We start from the raw sequence: 19,551 nt of genomic DNA, 5'->3' as shown, positions 1-19,551 counted from the left end.
CCATCAGCAACAAACCCAATACTGTGTCTTCGCCGCCCTTGTGAGTGCTGGAAAAATGGAGGAATAGTCTTCCGGAATGCATCGCCCTGAAATTGCCGGTTTGCGGTTCTCAGGTCGTGCAATTGCTAGCCGGATTCCGAATGGCCAGTCCCGAACCGCGCAAAAGAAGAGGTCCGATCGCCGCCCGGCTGCTGGCGCTCGATGCGTGGATCGATTCCTCGCTCTACGAGATCGGCTTCAAGGCGCGCCAGTTCTGGGAATCGGCGACGATCTTCTCGCGGCGCTTCCGCGTCAACGGCTGGCGCCGTGGCATCATCGAACTGTTGAGCGAAGGTTTCACGCTCGGCGCCGTCGGCATCGTGGTGATGCTGGCGCTGGCCATTCCGGCTTTCCAGGACACGGCCGGCAACTGGCGCGCCCAGGGCGACTTCGCCGTCACGTTCCTCGACCGCTATGGCAACGAGATCGGCCAGCGCGGCATCATCCAGCGCGATTCCGTGCCGGTCGACGAGATGCCCGATCACGTCATCAAGGCGGTGCTTGCCACCGAGGACCGTCGCTTCTTCGATCACTACGGCATCGATGTGCTCGGCCTTTCGCGCGCCATCTTCGAGAATGTGCGGGCGAACTCCGTCGTTCAGGGCGGCTCGAGCATCACCCAGCAATTGGCCAAGAACCTGTTCCTCACCAATGAGCGCACGCTGGAGCGCAAGATCAAGGAAGCCTTCCTGTCGCTGTGGCTCGAGGCCAATCTGTCGAAGAAGGAGATCCTGCAGCTCTATCTCGACCGCGCCTATATGGGCGGCGGCACGTTCGGCATCGAGGCGGCCGCCGACTTCTATTTCGGCAAGAGCGTCAAGGACCTGAACCTCGCCGAGGCGGCGATGCTGGCCGGCCTGTTCAAGGCGCCGACCAAATATGCGCCGCACATCAACCTGCCGGCGGCGCGCGCGCGCGCCAACGTGGTGCTGTCCAACCTTGTCGATGCCGGCTTCATGACCGAAGGCCAGGTCCTGCAGGCCAGGCTGCATCCGGCCGATGTCGTCGACCGCGGCGAACAGAAAAGCCCTGACTATTACCTCGACTGGGCATTCGACGAGGTCAAGAAGATCGCCAAGCCGGGCCAGCACTCGCTCGTCGCCCACACGACCTTCGACGCCAACATCCAGAAGGCGGCGGAAGAATCGGTGGAGTTCCACCTGCGCCAGTTCGGCAAGGAGTATAACGTCACCGAGGGCGCGGTCGTGGTCATCGAGACCAACGGCGCCGTGCGCGCCATCGTCGGCGGCCGCGACTACGGCGCCAGCCAGTTCAACCGCGCCACCAAGGCGCTGCGCCAGACCGGCTCGTCATTCAAGCCCTATGTCTACGCAACGGCGATGGAACACGGCTTCACTCCCAACTCCATTATTTCCGGCGGCCCGATCAGTTGGGGCAGCTGGTCACCGCACAATTACAACGGCGGATCGGCGGGCAACGTCACCCTGATCATGGCAATGGCGAAATCGATCAACACCGTGCCGGTGCGGCTGGCCAAGGATCATCTCGGCATTGGCCCGATCAAGGCCATGGCCGAGGCGATGGGTGTGGAATCGCCGATCGAAGCACACAAGACGATGGTTCTCGGCACCTCGGGCATGACCGTGATGGACCAGGCGACGGGCTACAGCGTGTTCGCCGACAATGGCTTCGTCGGCTCCCGGCACGGCGTCAGCCAGCTCGTCACCCGCACCGGCGAGGTGGTCTATGATTTCGCCAAGGATGCGCCGCCGCCGCACCGGGTGCTGTCGGAGCAGGCACTGAAATCGATGAACACCATGCTGGCGGCAGTGCCGGTGATGGGCACCGCGCGGCGGGCTCAACTTCCCAACATCGTCGTCGCCGGCAAGACGGGCACGACGCAATCCTACCGCGACGCCTGGTTTGTCGGCTTCACCGGCAACTACACGGCGGCGGTGTGGATGGGCAATGACGACTTCACGCCGACCAAGAACATGACCGGCGGCTCGCTGCCGGCGATGGTGTGGCAGCGACTGATGGTCTACGCGCACCAGAATATCGACCTCAAGCCGATCCCCGGCATCGACAAACCTTTCGTCGACGAGGAGATAGCGGCCAAGGCCGAGGAAGCGCTGAAGAAGAGCGACGAACAGGCGGCGGCCAATGCGGCGGCCGAGCGGCCGCCGGTGCTGTCCAGCCGCACGACCCAGACGCTGCGGGACATGACCACGCTGTTCCAGTCGGCCCCCGTCCTCAGTACGCCGCAACCGCCGGAGACGCTGTCGGCGCTGTGATCTTTCCGACTGGGCAGGTCTTTCAACTGGTCCGGGGCGGCAAATCCATCGGCCCGCTTGCCACGAGGCCCCGCGCCGCGATATCCCCGAGCGGCAACTCTTCGTGTTCCCGGCCCCTCATGCTCAAGAATGCCTTCCTGACGCTGCTTTCGCTTGCCATAGCCATCGTCGGCGGTGGCAGCAGCGTCTGGTATGCGCTGAAAGTCCAGGATGGTGTCGGCGCCATCCGGATCGGCCAATGGACGGCCTTTCCCGATATCGGCACGCCGGCCGCCGATCCCTATTCCAAGGCCCGTGTGGCGCGCGAGGGCGTACTTGCGCTCGGCCGCGCCGAAGGGCTGTCCTTCGTCGCCGAGCGCGACACGGGCGGCGCCGAGCTCAAGCGCGAATGCACCTACACAATCGAGGGTGGTTTTCCGACGGCACGGTTCTGGACGCTTTATGCCGCCGACCAGTCGCTCGGCGTGGTCGAAACCGGCAAACCCCGGCTGGCGGCGCTGCAATCCTATGGGGTGGTGCGCCAGCCCGACAATTCGGTGATCATTTCCGCCGGCCATCACCCGATGCCGGGCAACTGGCTGCTGACAGACGGCTCCGGCAGGATGTATTTCGTGCTGACCTTCTACGACACGCCGATCGCCAGCAGCACCGGCCTGTCGGACGTCTCGCTGCCGCAAATCGTCAAGGTCGGCTGCAATGCGTAGTTTTTACGCTGCGATGCGCGGACTTCTGCATGCCGTCCTGCTCGGCCTGCTCGGCGCCGGCATCGTGCACATCGCCGTGCTGCTGCTGGTGCCCGAGTTTTCCGAACGCGATGCCTGGTCGCGGCTGTCCATGGCGTCGGACCTATACAAGATGACGCGGCTCGATGCCGAGGCCGGTGGCGCGCCCGTGGTGAAATCCGTCGACCCGCTGTTTTACGCGACGGCCTGCCGGTTCGATCTGGGCGAAGGCATGGTCCGCGTCAAGGCACCTGGACATGTCCCGTTCTGGTCGGTCTCGGTCTATGACCGCAGCGGCCACAACATCTATTCCTTCAACGACCACACAGCGACCGGCGGCGTTCTGGATGCCGTCGTGCTGACGCCGGCGCAAATGATCGACGTGCGCAAGGACCTTCCCGAGGATCTTCAGGGGGCGATCTTCGTCGAAGCGCCGATCGAGGAAGGCATCTTCGTCATCCGCGCCTTCGTGCCCGACAGCAGCTGGAAGCCAATCGTGTCGCACTTCTTCGAACAGAGTTCCTGCGAGTTGCAGGACTTCTAGTGATGCGGGACCGGCTTCGTCCCTGGCGAGCCCGGCTTGTCGGGATCGACCGGCCGCACTTCGCCGGCACACGGCCGCTCGTAGCGGATGCCGGGAAAGATGATCACCGCCGCCGGCATTTCGACGGTTTGCTTTACTCTGGTGTTTGGTGCCGTACGCGGCACGAAAGACAGCACCATGCCCATGGTTCGCGCATTCCTCTCGGTTTCCCCGGAGCACAACGCAACGCCTCCAAATGTCATTAAGGCCGGCAGAGGGTTAACGGAACGCTAACGGATCGCCGCTAACTTGATCTTTGTTCTTGGCGCTCGCGAAACCGGCACAGTCCCGGTCGAGCGCGGCCAAGCTTGTGTCGAGTACGGGCGTATCCTTCGTGTCATCTTCGGACTTCAGGCAAATCGCGGTGCGAAAAGACTCGGGAAAGGCCGAAAGGCTGTTCCGCGCCGCAGTGTCGGCGTTTTGCTCGCTCACCCGCCCTTCACGCCGTGAGATTGGCCAACTCGAAGACCTGACGCTGCCGCTGTTCGACAATGTGTCCGTCGAATCTCGCCGTTACGTGGCGGCCGCCCTTTCCGAATGCGAATACGCCCCCGCCGCCCTGGTGCGCCGCCTTTGCGAGGAACCGGTCGACATTGCCGCGCCGCTGCTCATCCGCTCACGCGCCGTCAGCGACATCGATCTCATCGCCCTGATCGGGCGACATGGCCTGCCGCATGCGCGTGCCATCGCGCGCCGCAAGAGCTTGAACCCGACCATTGCTGATCTGATCAGGGCCCTCGAGAGGCCAACCCTGGTGCGTGCGCCGGACCCGGATGCGAACGCCGCTGCAGCAGACAAGATCGCGCCAGCGAGCGCGGAAAGCGCCTCCGGCGAGCTGGCCCGGGAACAGGCACTCGGCATCGCGGCTGAGAATGCACGGCGCAGGCTGCGCTCGATGATGCGCACCGGCGACGAGGCGGCAGCGACGGGCGCCGATCCTTTCAAGGGCGCCGACACCTATGTGAAATTGCGCGAGACAGCTCTGACGGGAAACGCCGCGTTCTTCCAAACCGCGCTCGCCGATGCACTCGATATCGATTTCGAGATCGCGCGATCGCTCACCGCCAACCAGAATTACGCCTCGCTGCTTGCCGCCTTACGCTCGCTCGACCTCAGCGAAGACAGGGCCTTCCTGATCACGGTTGCCGTCTATCCCAGCCAGTTCCCGCATCCGCAGGCTATCCGGACTTTCCTCGACCGTTACCGGCTGCTGCATCGCGAAGCGGCCCAGGACAAGATGCGGTCGTGGCGGGCGGGAACCCTTTCAAGGGCGGTTCGCGGCGCAGCACCTGCCAACAGCGATACAGGCACCGCTTCGAACAGCGACGATGCGGCTGATACCTCCGGCCTCAGGGCGTCTTCACGGAAATAAGCTCCTCGACGGGCACGGTGCCGGCCTCGATCTCGACCACCCAGATATCGGGATCGAACTTTTTCTCCCTTTCCAGCCTAGCGTCGAGCACCGCGGCATCCTCGCCGGCTCCGAGCAGAGTGAAAAACCGGTCGTCGGGCTTGGCCGAATCATAGCTTGTCTGCGGCGCCGGCCCGAACAGGGCAACCTCACCCAGCCTGCCCCGCGCCAGCACGAACACAGCGCCGGCCTCGGTCGCGCCGCGCTTGACCACGGCGGCAAATCCACCGGCGCTGAAAACCCGGCGCAACAGGGCCGAGACCCACAGATCCGATGTGACACGCATGAGAAAACTCCGCGAATGCATGTCGCCCAAAAGGTGGGTCCCGGTTTTGGAACAACGGCATGCATGAGAACAAGGCAGGCGGGTTCTCTAAAGTAGTTTGCCGTTTCAAGGAAACGGCAAACTACTTTAGCCCTTGTTTGACGCGATTCCGGACGGAAAACCGTTTCACACTTTTCCTAGAATTGCTTTGTCGATATTTCCCCCGCTGGGCGAGCCGTCGTTTCAGCCGTCAGTTGGTCAGGCCGATCTCGCGCATCTTGACGTAGACGATCTCATCGGGCTCGCCGGTCTGCGGCAGCCCGAACAGCGACTGGAATTCCTTGATCGCTGCCTTGGTGCGCGCGCCGACGACACCATCCAGCTGCATGTCGTCATTGCCGAACGCCTTGAGCCCGGCCTGGATCTTGACGATGCGGGCATCGGGCGCTTGCGTCGCGGCATTCGCCTGTCCGGAATTTGTCTGTCCCGAACCTGTCTGCAAAGACACCGGAACGGCGGCCGACGTATCCGGACGCGGCTGCGGCCTGGGTACCACGGAAGCGGTTTTCGGCGTCGCGCCCAGTTGATCGAGCAGAAGCGCGTCGATCTCGCCGGACGTGTTGAGCCCAACCTTCTGCTGATAGTCCTGGATAGCCTTGCGGGTGTTGGGTCCGGAAATGCCGTCGACCGTTCCCGAATAGAAATCGAGATCCTTCAATATGCCTTGCACCTGCTCGACAACCGGATCGCCCTTGATCGGTGCCGGCGCGCCGGATGGCCGCACGATGTTGAACGTCGTTTCCGGCTCGTCGGGCGCCGCGTGCGGAAAACCCGCAATGCTGCGGGTCGCGAAGAATGCGCCGGCATGCGGGAAAGGCTGGTACCACAAGGCATTTGCGGAGACGTAGAACAGCGCCACCAGGAATGCCGTCGAGCCGCCCACCAGGACAGGGTTGCGCGAGATCATGCCGCCGACGGCGACAGCGCCGTCCTGAAAGGCGTTGCTGCGGCGCTTGACCGCCTTAGCCTGTTTTGCGGAGCGAGCCATTTCTGTCCCCTTTCGCCATCGCTACAGGCATGGTCAGCACGCCGGCCTTCTCCGCCTGATGTCCCTTCGGTCCGTTCACCGGCAGGCTGATGGTCACCGTGGTGCCCTCGCCCGGCATGCTTTCGATGGACATCGTGCCTTCGTGGAGCGCCACCAGACCCTTGACAAGTGAAAGGCCAAGACCAGTCCCCTCGAAACGGCGGGTATAGTCGTTCTGGATCTGCATGAAGGGCTTGCCGAGATTGGCGAAATCCTCCTCGGCGATGCCGATTCCGGTGTCCCTGACCCAGAAATGCAGGCGCGAACCGATCCGCTTGGCACCGACGACGACGTCGCCGCCGTCGGGGGTGAACTTGATCGCGTTGGAGACCAGGTTGATGAGCATCTGCTGCACGGCGCGCTGATCGGCATTGATGTCGCCGGCGTCCGGCGCGATCTGCGCCCGCAGATCGATGTTCTTGGCCTGCGCCTGCAGTTGCATCATCGACTGGCACATGTCGACCGCTTCCGCGAACCGGAACGGCTCGGGTTCGGTCGCGTAAACGCCCGATTCAATCCTGGACACGTCGAGTATCGAGGTTACGACGGCGAGCAGATGCTGGCCCGAATCCCGTACCAAGCCGACATATTCCTTCTGGCGCGGATCCTTGAAGGCGCCGAACATCTCGTGCAGCAGCATATCCGAGAAGCCGATGATGGCATTCAACGGCGTGCGCAGTTCGTGGCTGACCACCGCCAGGAAGCGCCCCTTCGCCACTTCGGCGGATGCGGCCGCCTCATTGGCCGCCGCGAGATCCTCGCGCAACCGGCTGATCTCGTCATTCTCGCGCAGGACGAGCGTAAAGACGTCACCCTGTTCCTCACCACGCACCAGATCAAGCGAGAACGGCCGGTAATTGTCGGCCGTCAGGCTATTGCCGTTCTGAGGCAGCCGGATGCGCAATTCGAGCCGGCGCGACAGCGCACCGTCGCGCATGTCGGCCATCGCGCTGAGATAGGAAACGCGATCCGACAGATGGACGCGATCGAAGAGGCCGTTTCCGGACAGCAGTTCGGGCGGCAGTTTCAAAAGCGTGCGGGCCTTTGGCGACGCGTCCAGTACCTCGCCATGACGGGCAACGCGCAAGACCACCGCATCGATGATGTCTTCGAGCCGGTCGGCAGTGTCGACCACAGCCGCGTCGGCGGTGTTTTGAAACGCCGATGCACGCGGCATCAGTGTCAGCGCCCACACCAACGGCACCAGCCAGTGCCACGCCGCGATCTGCGCTCCTGCGAAAGGAAATACGGTTCCAGCCAAAGGCTGAGCCAGGATGGCGACAGCGGCCGACACGGCTCCCCACAGTGCTGCACGTCGCGAGCCGCCGATCCACCAGGCTTCGAAAGGCAGCGCCAAGACAAGCATGGCGACAGGCGAACCCAACCCGCCCGCGGCGGCAATGAGACTGCCGAGCGAAATGCCGGCCAGCACCAGGGCGACCCGACTCGCCATCGCCATCTTGCCGGTCGCCGCCACCAGCAAGGCGACGAACCAGCACAGGCCAAAGGCGGCGAAGATGGCGGCCATGGTGACGGCAACGCCCATGCCTGAAGTGACCAGCGTGACCGCGGCGCCGGCGGCAAAGAAAGGAGCGGCGAGCATGACGCCGATGAAACGGCGCTGGCGCTCGCGGTCGCTCCGCCCAAGGATGGACGGATGGACCATACGTTCGCAACCGGCAGAAATCGCGCCAGGCAATTCAACGTATCTGGCCTTGATTGAACTCAACTCAACGCACTCGCACTTGTCGTGGACAGCTCTGCTTTGCAGATGGTTCTGGTTGGCTTTGAAACTCGCATCCAGCGTTTAAGGAATGGATAAGGCAGGGCCGACCAAGGCCCTGGCCTGCGGCAAATATCGGGATGCCGGCCGCCGAAAGCACGGGCAAATGCAGCCATAGTAAACGGAGAGTTATCCGGCGACGGCACCTATCGGACAGACGCACACGGCACTCGGACTTCCACATTCCAAGAAAAATACAGGAAAATCATGGGGATATATGGTTATTTGTTGTTAAGGAAAATCACTGGCAATTGAGACAAAACGATTGCAGAACGCTTCGTCTCGAATTTGCCTAAAATTTGAGGAAAATTCTCTCTTTGCCTGCAAGCCGTCCTTTGCGCCTGTGTGCCAAGATCCTGCCTACAAAAGAGGTCATGCCATATGGATGCATGATCCGGTCACGACGAGAGGGCAAGGGCATGGTCTTCCTCATAAGAATGGCTTTCTGGTTTTCGCTGGTGCTGCTGGCGCTGCCGCTGACTGTCGGCCCCGATGAATCGGGCCGCGAAAGCGTCGGGCCGATCCAGGCCTTGTTTGCGGCACGCGAAGCGGTTGGCGATATCGCCGGCATTTGCGAACGCAAGCCCGATGTCTGCGAGACCGGCAAGTCGGCAATGCACACCATCACCGCCCGCGCCAAGGAGACCGCCAAGATCGCGGCAGCGATAATGGACGACAAGTCCGCCGCCAGCCCCGACACATCCACGATGACCGGCAGCCTGCCCGAAGAAATCGTCTTGCCCGAGACCGTCAACCTGCCGCCTCAGAATTAAGCCGTTTCGACGGCGCACCGCGGGCTGTCTGCCCTCTCGACGCCCGCGGTGTCCTTGTTTTTTCCGTGACGCGGCGCCGCCGCGTGACTATATCCGGGCCATGACCACCACGATCCAGACGATCCGCGACGATTTTTCGTTCCTCGAGGAATGGGAAGACCGCTATCGCTATGTCATCGAACTCGGCGAGGCGCTGCCGCCATTTCCCGACGAGCAGCGCAGCGCCGCCAACAAGGTGCCGGGATGCGTGAGCCAGGTCTGGCTGACCACCGAACGCGGGGCTGGAGCCGACCCAGTCATCACCTTCACCGGCGATTCGGACGCTCATATCGTGCGTGGGCTGGTTGCGATCATGCTGGCGCTGTTTTCCGGCAGGACCGCCAGCGAAATCCAGCAGACCGATGCGGAAGCGACATTGAAAGAACTCGGCCTCGACGAACATCTGTCGCCGCAGCGCGCCAACGGCCTTCGCTCGATGGTCAAGCGCATCAAGCGCGACGCCGAGGCAGCGCTCAAGCAGACCGCCTGACACCTCCACACCCGATCCGCGCGTCGCGGCGCGCAAAAATCAAACGGCGCCCGAAGGCGCCGTTGATGTCGATCCGATCTGGCTTATTTTAACGCAATTCCCAAGGGAAAGCTCTATGCGCTGGAATTGCTCTGGCAGCGATTACCGCGCTTTGCGCTTGCGGCCGAGGCCCATCTTCTTGGCAAGCTGTGACCGGGCAGCCGCATAGTTGGGTGCAACCATCGGATAGGTCGGGTCAAGGTTCCACTTTTCGCGATACTGATCCGGTGTCAGGTCATAGTGGGTCATCAAATGACGCTTCAGCGACTTGAACTTCTTGCCGTCTTCAAGGCAGACGATGTAGTCGTCATGAACCGACCGCTTCGGGTTGACCGCCGGCTTCTGCTTGTCGGCAGGCGACTGTTCGGCGGTTCCGCCCACACGCCCGAGCGCAGCATGGACATCGGATATCAGGTTCGGCAATTCGCCGACCGGCACGGGATTGTTGCTGACATAGGCGGCCACCACATCGGCGGTCAATTCGATCAGCGCATCGCTGTTTCTGGAAGGTGTTTCGACAATATCCATGGTCTTCGGGCCCCAACAAGAGTTACATCGATCTGCGCCCTTTTTTACAAGCAGGGCATCGCACGAATTTTGTGCAGGTAGAGTTTCTACGATTCGTGTCGCGGGCACATCAATGAGCGCGCAGACCAAGTAAGTCAATTCGGCCCTTACGCTATATTGAACGCTATTGATCAATTATTCCGCGATCAGCTTCAATCTTTCGTGCATTGTGTAATTTATCGATATTTCGCGCTCCCACCGGCGGCGGCTGACGTAACGTCAGATCGCCGTTACATTCATGGCAACTCACGAAACGGGTTTTAATGTTTGATCTTGCTTGGTATCGCTCGGGCAATATTGGTTGTTCATATTTGCCTACAAAACCACAGGTTGCCGTGGTCATACGCAAGCAATCATGCATGCCTGTCATCCAACCGATCGGCTGATTGCTGCCGCGTCAATCAATGCGGGGTGATGTATTTGCCATAGGCCCAGCCGGTGATGAAATTGCCGTTCTGGGCCGGATCATGCCAGACTTCGCACCAGCGATAGCGAATCTTCTGTTCCTGCTTCCATACCGGCTGGTTGGCGATGTCGAGCAGGTTTATTCCGCCGGTGCATCGCCCGGTCATCTGCAGAACGGTCCCGTTCGGATATCCCGCCTGCTTCTGGGATGTGCCCGAAGGGTATTTGCGTACGTTGAGCGTATCGCCGAACGGCACATTGGCCACTTGCCAAGCCGCGAATACGGTCGCATGAGACTGGCCGGCAAAGGCCAGAGTTAGTGAAGCAACGGCGAAAGCCGCAGCAGTCCGAGACCAAATAGTCATCATCTCTCCTCCCGGCTCATCTCCTGGAGCCGACACAACCCATACGCTGTGGCTCTTGAACCTGCCCTGAGCGGCGTGTTCATTCGCCGTTCAAGATATTCTCCATTTGAGATGGTCCATTCAAGATACTGGCCTATTCAAGATACTGGCCCATTCAAGATACTGGCAAAGCGAGACGCAATGACCAAGACATCCATATTTCCGATCGTCAGCCCGCCAGCGCCCGAGAAGCGGCCGGTTTCCGACACGCATCACGGCATCACGCGAACCGACGACTATGCCTGGCTGCGGGCCGGCAACTGGCAGGAGATGTTCCGCGACCCGTCATTGCTCGATGCGGGAATCCGCGCAGAACTCGAGGCGGAGAACGCGTACCAGTCGAAGCTGATGGCCGACACGGCCGAACTGCAGAAGCAGCTTTTCAAGGAGATGAAGGGCCGTATCAAGGAAGACGATTCTTCCGTGCCGATGAAGGACGGACCCTATGCCTATGGCTCGTCCTTCAAGCTTGGTGGCGAGCAGCCGCGCTATTTCCGCATGCCACGCGACGGCGGTGCCGAGCATATCCTGCTCGATGGCGACGCAGAGGCCGCGGGCAAGGCCTATTTCCGTCTTGGTGGTGTCGACCATTCGGCCGACCACGCAAGGCTGCTGTGGGCATTCGACGACAAGGGCTCCGAATTCTACACGCTTCGCGTGCGTGACCTTGCCGACGGCAGGGAGCTTGAGGACCAGATCCCCGACACCGGCGGTTCAGGTGTCTGGAACGCCGGCAATGACGGCTTCTTCTATACACGTCTCGATCCCAACCACCGCCCGTCGAAGGTGCTGTTCCATGCGCTTGGCGACAGCCCGCAAAGCGACCGGCTGATCTATGAGGAAACCGATCCCGGCTTCTTCATGAATGTCGACGGCACCCGCAACAACGAGTGGATCATGATCGGCATCAACGATCACGAGACCTCGGAATACCGCCTGATGCGCGCCGACGATCCGTTTGCCGAACCGAAACTGGTGTCGCCGCGCGAGATTGGCCTTCAGTACGAGTTGGAAGAAGGCGGCGATATCTTCTTCATCCTGACCAATGCCGACGGCGCCAAGGACTTCAAGATCATGACGGCACCAGCGGGCGATCCCGTGCGCGCCAACTGGCAGGAACTGGTGCCGCACGAGCCCGGCCGGCTGATCCTGTCGGTGATCGGCTTCAGGGATCACATGGTCCGGCTCGAACGCAAGGAAGGCCTGCCGCGCATCGTCGTGCGCGACCGGATCAACGGCGAGGAGCATCTTCTGTCCCTCGACGAGGAGGCCTTCTCGCTCGGCCTGTCGGGTTCCTATGAATACGACACCGAGATCATGCGCTTTTCCTACTCGTCGATGACGACGCCGGCCCAGGTGTTCGACTACAATATGCGCACCCGCGAGCGGGTGCTGCTGAAGACCCAGGAAGTGCCGTCCGGCCATGATGCGGACCACTATGTCACGCGGCGCCTGATGGCGCCGGCCAGCGACGGCGAACTGGTGCCGATCTCGCTTTTGCATCATCGCGACACGCCGCTGGACGGATCCGCGCCTTGCCTGCTTTACGGCTACGGCTCCTATGGCATCACCGTGCCGGCAGCCTTCAACACCAACTGGTTCTCGCTGGTCGACCGTGGCTTTGTCTTCGCCATCGCTCACGTTCGCGGCGGCAAGGACAAGGGCTATGGCTGGTACGATGACGGCAAGCGGGAGAACAAGATGAACACGTTCACCGATTTCATCGCCGTCGCGCGCCATCTGGTCACGGAGCGTTACACGGCGCATGACCGCATCGTCGCGCAGGGCGGTTCGGCCGGCGGCATGCTGATGGGTGCCGTCGCCAACATGGCGCCGGATTGTTTTGGCGGCATCGTCGCCGAGGTTCCCTTCGTCGATGTTCTCACCACCATGCTCGATGCGACCCTGCCGCTGACGCCGCCGGAATGGCCCGAATGGGGCAATCCGATCGCGTCCGCCGACGACTACCGGACCATTGCCGCCTATTCGCCCTATGACAATGTCGCTGATCACGACTATCCGCCGATCCTGGCGCTGGCCGGTCTCACCGATCCGCGCGTCACCTATTGGGAACCGGCCAAATGGGTGGCCCGGCTGCGCGACCGCAAGAGCGGGGACAATCCGGTTCTGTTCAAGATCAACATGGATTCCGGCCATGCCGGTGCTTCCGGCCGGTTTTCGCGGCTGGAAGAGATCGCCTACACCTATTCCTTCGCGCTGAAAGTGATGGGCAAGGCGCAGCTTACGGGAGCAACCAACAAATGATCGACCTCACCACCCTGATCGCTTACATCGCGGTCGTTTTCGGCTTCGTCTTCATTCCAGGCCCCGCCACCCTGCTGACGATCGCCCGGGCAACGAGTTCCGGAACCAAGGTCGGCATCGCGACGGGCGCCGGGATCGCTGCCGGCGATGTCTTTCACACCGTCATGGCGATGATCGGCATATCGGCGGTCATCGCCGCGTCGGCGACGCTGTTCATCGTCATAAAGTACATCGGCGCGGCCTACCTGATCTATCTCGGCATTCGCGCGATCATGGAGAAAACACCGGCCAATCCGGCTGCCGGCGCGCTTGCGATCTCTGCCGGCAAGGCGTTTCGACAGGCTGTCCTGACCGAAGTGCTCAACCCCAAAACCGCTCTGTTCTTCCTCGCCTTCCTGCCTCAGTTCGTGCGGCCTGAAAACGGAACGGTGATGCTTCAGATGGCCGCGTTGGGGGTCATCTTCGTCGTACTGGGCCTTTTCAGCACGGTCGTCTTTGCCGTGAGCGCTGGCCGGCTCGGCACGCTCCTGCGCCGAAATCCGTCAGTGTTACGATGGCAGGGCAAAGTTGTCGGCGGCATCTACTGCGCTTTGGGCGTCCGTCTGGCGCTGCAGCAACGCTGACTCCAGACGATGATCGACGCGCCCTTTCCGGAGGGCTGGGTGATCAGGGACTTTTTGAAGTTCCCGTTGCTCATTTTCACTCGCAATTGCGGTGACCGCGCGCTACCCAGTGCGCGGCTTTTCCCGGCCTGACAGCCTCCAATCGCGTAAAGGTCCATTATGCTGCTCGTCGACGTCTATCTCGACAAATCGCCTATCCAGGGAATCGGCGTCTTTGCCAAGAACCACATTCCTCGCGGCACTCTGATCTGGAAGCTGGACCCAAGGTTCGATCGGCTCATCGAGGTCGAGACTTATGAGCGCGTGGCCGGCCCGGTGAAGAGCTATCTCGATCGCTACTCCTATCCCGACCGCCGCGATCCGAACTACATCGTCTTCGAAGCCGACGACGCGCGCTATATGAACCATGCCGACGAGCCGAACTGCGACGTCTCCTCACCCGAGGAGAGCTTTGCGCTGCGCGACATCGCGCCTGGCGAAGAGCTGACCTGCAACTACAACCATTTCTTCGAAACGGGCTTCGATTTTCTCGGCGACCGCCACCTGTTATCCGCAGACCCGGTCTAGTTCGCCGTCTTCTTGCGGGCCGGATAGCCGTTTGGATGCGCCGGGATCGCCTTCAGATAGGCGGCGATGGCCGCACGGTCCTGCGGCGTCAGTTCGGCCATGTTCCGCTGGACGTCGACCATGGCGCCGCCGACCGAATCGAAATCGGGCGTGAAGCCGGTTTCGAGATAGTTGGCGATATCTGCCTCCGACCATTCGGCGAGACCGCCCTCGCCTGATGTGATGTTCGGCACGACGCCACTGCCTTCCGCGGCCACGGCGCCCGCCAGCCATTCGTTCTTCTTCGTGCCGCCCGCAAGATCGCGCGGCGTGTGGCATTCGCCGCAATGGCCTGGCCCTTCGACCAGGTAGCGGCCTGATATCACCGGATCAGGCGTGCCTTCGGGGAAGGCAACAACCGGCTGGTCGCTGAGGTAGAGCAATTTCCACAGGCCGATGCCGCGGCGGATATCGAAGGGGAAATCGAGCGAATTGCCCGCTGCCTTGCCGGCGACGGCCGGCAACGTCTTCAAGAAGGCATAGAGATCGCCAATGTCGGCCGGATTCATGCGCGCGTAGGATGCATAGGGAAACGCCGGATAAAAATGCTCACCAGAAGGCGACACGCCCTTCAGCATGGCATTGGCGAGGTCCTCGACAGACCATGCGCCGATACCGTCCTTGGGATCTTGCGACATGTTGGGCGGCACGAAGGTTCCGAAGGGCGTCTTGAGTTCGAGGCCACCCACGAGTTGAAGCCGGGCGTCGCCCTGTGAGCCCGGCTTTGCATGGCAGGATGTGCAACCGCCGGCATAAAAGATGCGCTTGCCCCTGGCTGCGTCGCCAGGACCGAGCTTGGCCAAGGTTTCCCTGTCGAGCCTCACCGGCGCCGACAGGACCCAGCCGGCAACTGCACCGACGCCGCCCAGAATGACGACGGCGCCGACAAGTTTCTTCAGCCATGCCATGGCTGGTGATCAGCCCTTCTTGATTCTGTAGCCTTGATGGCAGGTGCCGCAATCGGAGCCGATAGCGCCGACTTGCGCCTTCAGCGCGTCGGCATCGGCGGGAGCCGCAGCGACCGCAGCCTTGACGTCGGCGAGATATTTGTCCTCCGCTGCCTTGAAGCCAGCCATGTCTTCCCAGATCTTCGGCGAGGCCGTGGTGTCGCCGGTGTCGCTGCCGGCCGGGAACAGCGCATCGGCATCGAATTTGTCGGCATTCGCCTGCAGCGCCTGAAGTTGCGTCAACACAGCCGCCGCATCAAAGGGTTCCTCGCCCTTGACCACTTTCGACAGGCCGCCGACGATCTTTCCGCGTTCCTTCATCAGTGCCTGCCGATCGAGGATCGGGTCGGCAAAAGCCGCCGAGGCCGCGAGTGCGAGCATAGAGATGGCGATAACAAGCTTTCTCATTCAATTGGCTCCATGATGAAGGCATTTCGGGACAGGACGTTAACGGATGCATCAGGGGGAAAATTCCCTTCCCCCTGATGATTTTTGCCAGACCTTTGTTGTTACGGGAATCTCGACGCAGAAAAAGAAAAGCCCCGCTCGATGAACTGCCCCCCGAAAGTTGGGCATCAACCTTCGGGGGAGCAGTTCATCGCGCGGGGCTTCTCTACGATCGATCAGGACATCAAACGCGCTGTGTTCAAGCGGACTCGAACGACGCGGTTTGAGTCTTTGTTTTCGTGCATGTCGTTATCCCAAAACCGCTGCGCACTTTTGGGCAACATGCATCAGGCCTTTTCGTACAATTCGAGGACATGGTCCCAGTTGATCAGGCTATCGACGAACGCCTCGAGATATTTCGGCCGGGCGTTGCGATAGTCGATGTAATAGGAGTGCTCCCAGACATCGACGCCAAGGATCGGCGACGCGCCATGAACGAGCGGGTTCTCGCCGTTCGGCGTCTTCGAGATCGCCAGCTTGCCATCCTTGACCGAGACCCAGGCCCAGCCGGAACCGAACTGAGTCGTGCCGGCGGCAATGAAGTCGGCCTTGAACTTGTCATAGCCACCAAGATCGCTATCGACTGCCTTCTGCAAGGCGCCCGGCAGCTTGTTGCCGCCGCCGCCTTTCTTCATCCACTTCCAGAAATGGATATGGTTGTAGTGCTGGGCGGCATTGTTGAAGAGGCCGGCATTCTTGCCGAACGACTGCTTGACCACCTCTTCGACCGACAGATCACCCAAGCCGGCCTCGGCGGCGAGCTTGTTTCCGTTATCGACATACGCCTTGTGGTGCTTGTCGTGGTGATATTCCAGCGTCTCTTTCGACATGTAAGGCTGCAAGGCCTCATAGTCGTAAGGCAGAGCGGGCAATTCAAAGGCCATGGATAGTACTCCCTCGTGGAAAAATCCGGTGTCGATACCGGAGTAAGATAGGTCTGGAATGGATTGGGACAACTCCGGATGAAGCGTCGGTCGCCTTTTTATCCGCTCAAGCAGCGGAAGTCGAATGCGCCCAAGCCCAATAGAGTTCGCGCGCCTTTTTGGCCACCGGCCCGGGTTGCAGATTGCGATCCTCGATACGCGTGACCGGCACCACCTTGGAATGGTTCCCGGTCGAAAAAATTTCGTCCGCTTCGAGGAAATCTCGCACCGACAGCGTCTTTTCCGTGGTCCTGAAGCCATATTCGCCGAGCAGCGTTATCGTGCGCGAGCGGGTGATGCCGGACAGGAAGGTGCCGTTCGGCGCAGGCGTAAAGACGTGACCGTCCTTGACCAGGAAGATGTTCGAGGTTCCGGTCTCGGCGACGTTACCCAGCATGTCGAGCACCATTGCGTTGTCGAAGCCGCGCATCTTGGCTTCGAGAATGGCCCGACCGTTGTTGGGGTAAAGGCAGCCGGCCTTGGCGTTGGTCGGCATGGTTTCGATGGTCGGACGCCGGAACGGCGACACGGTCACCGAAAAGCCAGTCGCCGGAATCATCGGTGATTCATAGAGGCAAAGGCAGAAGCGGGTCGAGGCGGGATCGGCCGGCACGCCCATATAGCCGCCATGCTCGGCCCAGTACATCGGCCTGATATAGACCGCCGTCTTGCCGTCGAACTTCTTCAACCCATCCCATGTCAGCCCGACGATCTTGTCGGCGCTCATGTTCGGCTTCAGGCCGAGCGCGATCGCCGAGGAATTCACCCTGGCGGCATGGAGGTCGAGATCCGGCGCCACGCCTTCGAACCAGCGGCCACCGTCGAACACGCTGGTGCCGAGCCACATGGCGTGGCTGCGCGGCCCCAGAATGGCGACGTTGCCCTCGTGCCAATCACCATCGACGAAAGTCCATGTCGCGGATTGCGCCGCAGCCGCCAGTGTCATCGTGTCGTCCCGCCTCAATCGGTCTCGTGTGACGGCCATTGGAAGATGCTTTGGCGGGCGCCGTCAACCGGCATCATGGAGTTTTGTTGAGGCCAGTGCCGGGGCGCAATGCAATCAACGCTTGCACCTTGTCGCACCTGCCCTCAAAACTGTTGTCATGCAATACGCCGCCTATGTCTTCGACGCCTATGGCACGCTGTTTGACGTGCATGCCGCCGTGCGCCGTCATGCAGACCGGATCGGGCCGGACGGCCAATTGTTGTCGGAGATCTGGCGCGCCAAGCAGCTCGAATATTCCTGGGTGCGCACGCTGATGGGCGCCTATGCCGATTTCTGGCAACTGACCGAACAGGCGCTCGATTTCGCTTTGCGCAAGGTTCCCTCGGCCGACCCCGGCCTCAAGGCGATATTGCTGGATGCCTACTGGCGACTGGATTGCTATCCGGAAGTGCCGGCCGTGCTCAAGGCGCTCAAGGCTTCGGGAGCGAGGCTGGCGATTCTGTCAAACGGTTCGCCCGAAATGCTGCAGGCAGCGGTCAAATCCGCCGCGCTCGACCAGGTTCTGGATGACATCTATTCCGTCGACAGGGTGCGGCGCTTCAAGACCGATCCGGCTGTCTACGATATGGTCGCCACCGGCTGGCGCCTCTACCCCGGCGCGGTTTCCTTCCAGTCCTCCAACCGCTGGGACATTGCAGGCGCCACCAAATTCGGTTTTCGCACGGTGTGGATCAACCGCTCCAACCAGCCCGAAGAATATCCGGACTTCCCACCGGCCCTTATCCTGCCGTCGCTCGAAGCCCTTGTGCCCGGCAGCTAGGAGACCTGTGTCTCTGGCGCCACAGTAGCGGCTCGGTCACAGCTTCGCCTTTGTTTGCCCACGTTCGGGCCAGAATCGGAACCGCCTATCGCCCCAGGTGTTGTCAGGCACCCCGCGGAACTGTGCGAATTCACGCTTTGTTGCGATTTGAGACTTAAAGAAGGCAACCATGTCCATAACCGAAATCGAATCTTTTCGCCTGAGCCGTCGCGGCTTTCTCAACGCCGCAGCCCTGGGCGCCGCTTCGATCGCGGTTTCCGCATGCGCCACTACCGGGCCGGGCCCGGTCGAGCCGCCGCCGCCAGCCTATGTCGAACCGCCCCTGACCGATTATGTGACGATGTACGCGGCAGTCAGCGACGGCGGCTTCGATTTGCCGGCCATCCCCGTCGACAAGATCGATCCGCAGTTCCTGCGTCAGATCGTTCCCGACCCGACGGGACAGAAGCCGGGAACCATAGTCGTCGATACCACCGGCCACTTCCTTTATCTGGTTCGTCCAGGCGGTCAGGCGATACGCTACGGCGTCGGCCTTGGCCGCGCCGGTTTCGAGTGGTCCGGCGACGCCGTCGTTCAGTGGAAGCAGAAATGGCCAAAGTGGACGCCGCCGGACGAAATGATAGCCCGCCAGCCGGAATTGAAGCCCTACAGCGCCGACAATGGCGGCATGCCCGGCGGCCTGAAGAACCCGCTCGGCGCACGCGCGCTCTATCTGTTCCAGGGCAATGTCGACACGCTCTATCGTCTGCACGGCTCGCCTGAATGGCGGTCGATCGGCAAGTCGGTATCGTCAGGCTGCGTGCGTCTGATGAACCAGGACATTATCGACCTCTATGATCGCGTGCCCTCGAAGACGCCGGTCGTCGTGACCAGCGACGCCAGCCAACCCATGGTGGCGACGGCCAACCGACAGGCGATCCCGATCGACGCCGGCGTGCCGGACGGTTCGGTGCTACTTGGACCGGTCAAGGCGATTACCAATTCGATCTTCTGAGCAGGCGAAGGGGCGGCGGTTACGACGCTCCTTCACCGGATTGTCTCTCTGAAACGGAACCGATTCTGCATCGGCGGAGACCGGTCTGTCGCGTGGCGGCCCACTGCGATATTCTGTG

Annotated in this window: 21 protein-coding genes; 11 read left to right on the top strand and 10 right to left on the bottom strand. The window is 61.5% G+C overall.

Annotation, left to right across the window (positions count from 1 at the left end):
- The first annotated feature begins 140 nt into the window (after window positions 1–140).
- The 3 genes from EOA19_RS05890 to EOA19_RS05880 all read left to right on the top strand — a co-directional run bounded on the left by EOA19_RS05890 (window position 141) and on the right by EOA19_RS05880 (window position 3,560).
- A complete protein-coding gene (locus tag EOA19_RS05890) occupies window positions 141–2,294 on the top strand; it encodes a penicillin-binding protein 1A (RefSeq protein ID WP_128302990.1) in 2,154 nt (717 codons plus the stop codon).
- 119 nt (window positions 2,295–2,413) lie between these two features.
- Window positions 2,414–2,998: a DUF1214 domain-containing protein gene (locus EOA19_RS05885; RefSeq protein WP_128302989.1), complete on the top strand. Its 585-nt coding sequence runs from the start codon at window positions 2,414–2,416 to the stop codon at window positions 2,996–2,998.
- The gene (locus EOA19_RS05880; protein ID WP_128302988.1) at window positions 2,991–3,560 is read left to right on the top strand and encodes a DUF1254 domain-containing protein; all 570 of its coding nucleotides are present in this window, start codon (window positions 2,991–2,993) and stop codon (window positions 3,558–3,560) included. Before EOA19_RS05885 ends, EOA19_RS05880 begins: the two co-directional genes overlap by 8 nt.
- Here the strand turns inward: EOA19_RS05880 and EOA19_RS05875 are convergent.
- Window positions 3,557–3,745, bottom strand: a complete 189-nt coding sequence (locus EOA19_RS05875) for a hypothetical protein (RefSeq protein ID WP_128302987.1) — start codon at window positions 3,743–3,745, stop codon at window positions 3,557–3,559. The two genes, EOA19_RS05880 and EOA19_RS05875, sit on opposite strands and share 4 nt — an antisense overlap.
- A 188-nt stretch (window positions 3,746–3,933) precedes the next feature.
- Between EOA19_RS05875 and EOA19_RS05870 the strand changes: the two genes are divergently transcribed.
- Entirely contained in the window at window positions 3,934–4,971 is a 1,038-nt protein-coding gene (locus tag EOA19_RS05870; protein WP_128302986.1) for a hypothetical protein, read from the top strand.
- Here EOA19_RS05870 and EOA19_RS05865 read toward each other — a convergent pair.
- The 3 genes from EOA19_RS05865 to EOA19_RS05855 all read right to left on the bottom strand — a co-directional run bounded on the left by EOA19_RS05865 (window position 4,949) and on the right by EOA19_RS05855 (window position 8,028).
- Window positions 4,949–5,296: a DUF1491 family protein gene (locus tag EOA19_RS05865; RefSeq protein ID WP_128302985.1), complete on the bottom strand. Its 348-nt coding sequence runs from the start codon at window positions 5,294–5,296 to the stop codon at window positions 4,949–4,951. The two genes, EOA19_RS05870 and EOA19_RS05865, sit on opposite strands and share 23 nt — an antisense overlap.
- A gap of 229 nt (window positions 5,297–5,525) precedes the next feature.
- Window positions 5,526–6,323 carry a peptidoglycan-binding protein gene (locus EOA19_RS05860; protein ID WP_128302984.1) on the bottom strand — a complete coding sequence of 266 codons (798 nt, stop codon included), beginning with the start codon at window positions 6,321–6,323 and terminating at the stop codon, window positions 5,526–5,528.
- Window positions 6,298–8,028 carry an ATP-binding protein gene (locus tag EOA19_RS05855; protein ID WP_023812790.1) on the bottom strand — a complete coding sequence of 577 codons (1,731 nt, stop codon included), beginning with the start codon at window positions 8,026–8,028 and terminating at the stop codon, window positions 6,298–6,300. Before EOA19_RS05855 ends, EOA19_RS05860 begins: the two co-directional genes overlap by 26 nt.
- A gap of 536 nt (window positions 8,029–8,564) precedes the next feature.
- On the opposite strand from EOA19_RS05855, the gene EOA19_RS05850 reads away from it, so the two are divergent.
- Together EOA19_RS05850 and EOA19_RS05845 are read left to right on the top strand one after the other, a co-directional pair.
- Window positions 8,565–8,918 (top strand): DUF5330 domain-containing protein, encoded by a 354-nt coding sequence (locus tag EOA19_RS05850; protein WP_023812789.1) that lies wholly within the window; start codon window positions 8,565–8,567, stop codon window positions 8,916–8,918.
- Between the two features lie 100 nt (window positions 8,919–9,018).
- On the top strand, window positions 9,019–9,447 hold the full coding sequence (locus EOA19_RS05845) for a SufE family protein (RefSeq protein ID WP_127292519.1): 429 nt from the start codon (window positions 9,019–9,021) through the stop codon (window positions 9,445–9,447).
- A 141-nt stretch (window positions 9,448–9,588) separates the two neighbouring features.
- Here the strand turns inward: EOA19_RS05845 and EOA19_RS05840 are convergent, their stop codons facing one another.
- Window positions 9,589–10,014 (bottom strand): MucR family transcriptional regulator, encoded by a 426-nt coding sequence (locus EOA19_RS05840; RefSeq protein WP_128302983.1) that lies wholly within the window; start codon window positions 10,012–10,014, stop codon window positions 9,589–9,591.
- A gap of 440 nt (window positions 10,015–10,454) precedes the next feature.
- A complete protein-coding gene (locus EOA19_RS05835; RefSeq protein ID WP_128302982.1) occupies window positions 10,455–10,823 on the bottom strand; it encodes an SH3 domain-containing protein in 369 nt (122 codons plus the stop codon).
- A gap of 180 nt (window positions 10,824–11,003) precedes the next feature.
- On the opposite strand from EOA19_RS05835, the gene EOA19_RS05830 reads away from it, so the two are divergent.
- The 3 genes from EOA19_RS05830 (at window position 11,004) to EOA19_RS05820 (ending at window position 14,317) form a co-directional block, all read left to right on the top strand.
- Window positions 11,004–13,127, top strand: coding sequence for a S9 family peptidase (locus tag EOA19_RS05830; protein ID WP_128302981.1), 2,124 nt, complete (start codon window positions 11,004–11,006; stop codon window positions 13,125–13,127).
- Complete coding sequence (locus EOA19_RS05825; protein WP_023812785.1) at window positions 13,124–13,750, top strand: LysE family translocator; 627 nt, start codon at window positions 13,124–13,126, stop codon at window positions 13,748–13,750. The genes EOA19_RS05830 and EOA19_RS05825 overlap by 4 nt, the downstream gene beginning before the upstream one ends.
- A gap of 159 nt (window positions 13,751–13,909) precedes the next feature.
- The gene (locus EOA19_RS05820; protein ID WP_023812784.1) at window positions 13,910–14,317 is read left to right on the top strand and encodes an SET domain-containing protein-lysine N-methyltransferase; all 408 of its coding nucleotides are present in this window, start codon (window positions 13,910–13,912) and stop codon (window positions 14,315–14,317) included.
- Here the strand turns inward: EOA19_RS05820 and EOA19_RS05815 are convergent.
- The 4 genes from EOA19_RS05815 to EOA19_RS05800 all read right to left on the bottom strand — a co-directional run bounded on the left by EOA19_RS05815 (window position 14,314) and on the right by EOA19_RS05800 (window position 17,619).
- Window positions 14,314–15,264, bottom strand: coding sequence for a cytochrome c (locus EOA19_RS05815; RefSeq protein ID WP_128302980.1), 951 nt, complete (start codon window positions 15,262–15,264; stop codon window positions 14,314–14,316). The genes EOA19_RS05820 and EOA19_RS05815 overlap by 4 nt on opposite strands.
- A 9-nt stretch (window positions 15,265–15,273) precedes the next feature.
- Complete coding sequence (locus tag EOA19_RS05810; protein ID WP_023812782.1) at window positions 15,274–15,711, bottom strand: cytochrome c; 438 nt, start codon at window positions 15,709–15,711, stop codon at window positions 15,274–15,276.
- A gap of 326 nt (window positions 15,712–16,037) precedes the next feature.
- Window positions 16,038–16,634 carry a superoxide dismutase gene (locus EOA19_RS05805; protein ID WP_023812781.1) on the bottom strand — a complete coding sequence of 199 codons (597 nt, stop codon included), beginning with the start codon at window positions 16,632–16,634 and terminating at the stop codon, window positions 16,038–16,040.
- A 106-nt stretch (window positions 16,635–16,740) separates the two neighbouring features.
- Window positions 16,741–17,619 (bottom strand): branched-chain amino acid aminotransferase, encoded by an 879-nt coding sequence (locus EOA19_RS05800; protein ID WP_127292503.1) that lies wholly within the window; start codon window positions 17,617–17,619, stop codon window positions 16,741–16,743.
- 157 nt (window positions 17,620–17,776) lie between these two features.
- Between EOA19_RS05800 and EOA19_RS05795 the strand changes: the two genes are divergently transcribed.
- Together EOA19_RS05795 and EOA19_RS05790 are read left to right on the top strand one after the other, a co-directional pair.
- Window positions 17,777–18,439 (top strand): haloacid dehalogenase type II, encoded by a 663-nt coding sequence (locus EOA19_RS05795; RefSeq protein WP_128302979.1) that lies wholly within the window; start codon window positions 17,777–17,779, stop codon window positions 18,437–18,439.
- 169 nt (window positions 18,440–18,608) lie between these two features.
- Entirely contained in the window at window positions 18,609–19,433 is an 825-nt protein-coding gene (locus tag EOA19_RS05790) for a L,D-transpeptidase (RefSeq protein WP_023812778.1), read from the top strand.
- The last annotated feature ends 118 nt before the right edge of the window (window positions 19,434–19,551 follow it).

The sequence above is a fragment of the Mesorhizobium sp. M7A.F.Ca.US.010.02.1.1 genome (assembly GCF_004023085.1).
Taxonomy (GTDB): Bacteria; Pseudomonadota; Alphaproteobacteria; order Rhizobiales; family Rhizobiaceae; genus Mesorhizobium.
The sequence above is the reverse complement of the archived record's forward strand: the minus strand, read 5'-3'. Positions and strand labels throughout refer to the sequence as shown.

Excerpts from the sequence above, each read along its gene's own strand:
- EOA19_RS05860 (WP_128302984.1), bottom strand. The coding sequence starts at position 6,323 with ATGGCTCGCTCCGCAAAACAGGCTAAGGCGGTCAAGCGCCGCAGCAAC.
- EOA19_RS05840 (WP_128302983.1), bottom strand. The coding sequence starts at position 10,014 with ATGGATATTGTCGAAACACCTTCCAGAAACAGCGATGCGCTGATCGAA.
- EOA19_RS05855 (WP_023812790.1), bottom strand. The coding sequence starts at position 8,028 with ATGGTCCATCCGTCCATCCTTGGGCGGAGCGACCGCGAGCGCCAGCGC.
- EOA19_RS05815 (WP_128302980.1), bottom strand. The coding sequence starts at position 15,264 with ATGGCATGGCTGAAGAAACTTGTCGGCGCCGTCGTCATTCTGGGCGGC.
- EOA19_RS05820 (WP_023812784.1), top strand. The coding sequence starts at position 13,910 with ATGCTGCTCGTCGACGTCTATCTCGACAAATCGCCTATCCAGGGAATC.
- EOA19_RS05850 (WP_023812789.1), top strand. The coding sequence starts at position 8,565 with ATGGTCTTCCTCATAAGAATGGCTTTCTGGTTTTCGCTGGTGCTGCTG.
- EOA19_RS05830 (WP_128302981.1), top strand. The coding sequence starts at position 11,004 with ATGACCAAGACATCCATATTTCCGATCGTCAGCCCGCCAGCGCCCGAG.
- EOA19_RS05800 (WP_127292503.1), bottom strand. The coding sequence starts at position 17,619 with ATGACACTGGCGGCTGCGGCGCAATCCGCGACATGGACTTTCGTCGAT.
- EOA19_RS05890 (WP_128302990.1), top strand. The coding sequence starts at position 141 with ATGGCCAGTCCCGAACCGCGCAAAAGAAGAGGTCCGATCGCCGCCCGG.
- EOA19_RS05790 (WP_023812778.1), top strand. The coding sequence starts at position 18,609 with ATGTCCATAACCGAAATCGAATCTTTTCGCCTGAGCCGTCGCGGCTTT.
- EOA19_RS05810 (WP_023812782.1), bottom strand. The coding sequence starts at position 15,711 with ATGAGAAAGCTTGTTATCGCCATCTCTATGCTCGCACTCGCGGCCTCG.
- EOA19_RS05835 (WP_128302982.1), bottom strand. The coding sequence starts at position 10,823 with ATGACTATTTGGTCTCGGACTGCTGCGGCTTTCGCCGTTGCTTCACTA.
- EOA19_RS05845 (WP_127292519.1), top strand. The coding sequence starts at position 9,019 with ATGACCACCACGATCCAGACGATCCGCGACGATTTTTCGTTCCTCGAG.
- EOA19_RS05795 (WP_128302979.1), top strand. The coding sequence starts at position 17,777 with ATGCAATACGCCGCCTATGTCTTCGACGCCTATGGCACGCTGTTTGAC.
- EOA19_RS05875 (WP_128302987.1), bottom strand. The coding sequence starts at position 3,745 with ATGGGCATGGTGCTGTCTTTCGTGCCGCGTACGGCACCAAACACCAGA.
- EOA19_RS05805 (WP_023812781.1), bottom strand. The coding sequence starts at position 16,634 with ATGGCCTTTGAATTGCCCGCTCTGCCTTACGACTATGAGGCCTTGCAG.
- EOA19_RS05880 (WP_128302988.1), top strand. The coding sequence starts at position 2,991 with ATGCGTAGTTTTTACGCTGCGATGCGCGGACTTCTGCATGCCGTCCTG.
- EOA19_RS05885 (WP_128302989.1), top strand. The coding sequence starts at position 2,414 with ATGCTCAAGAATGCCTTCCTGACGCTGCTTTCGCTTGCCATAGCCATC.
- EOA19_RS05825 (WP_023812785.1), top strand. The coding sequence starts at position 13,124 with ATGATCGACCTCACCACCCTGATCGCTTACATCGCGGTCGTTTTCGGC.
- EOA19_RS05865 (WP_128302985.1), bottom strand. The coding sequence starts at position 5,296 with ATGCGTGTCACATCGGATCTGTGGGTCTCGGCCCTGTTGCGCCGGGTT.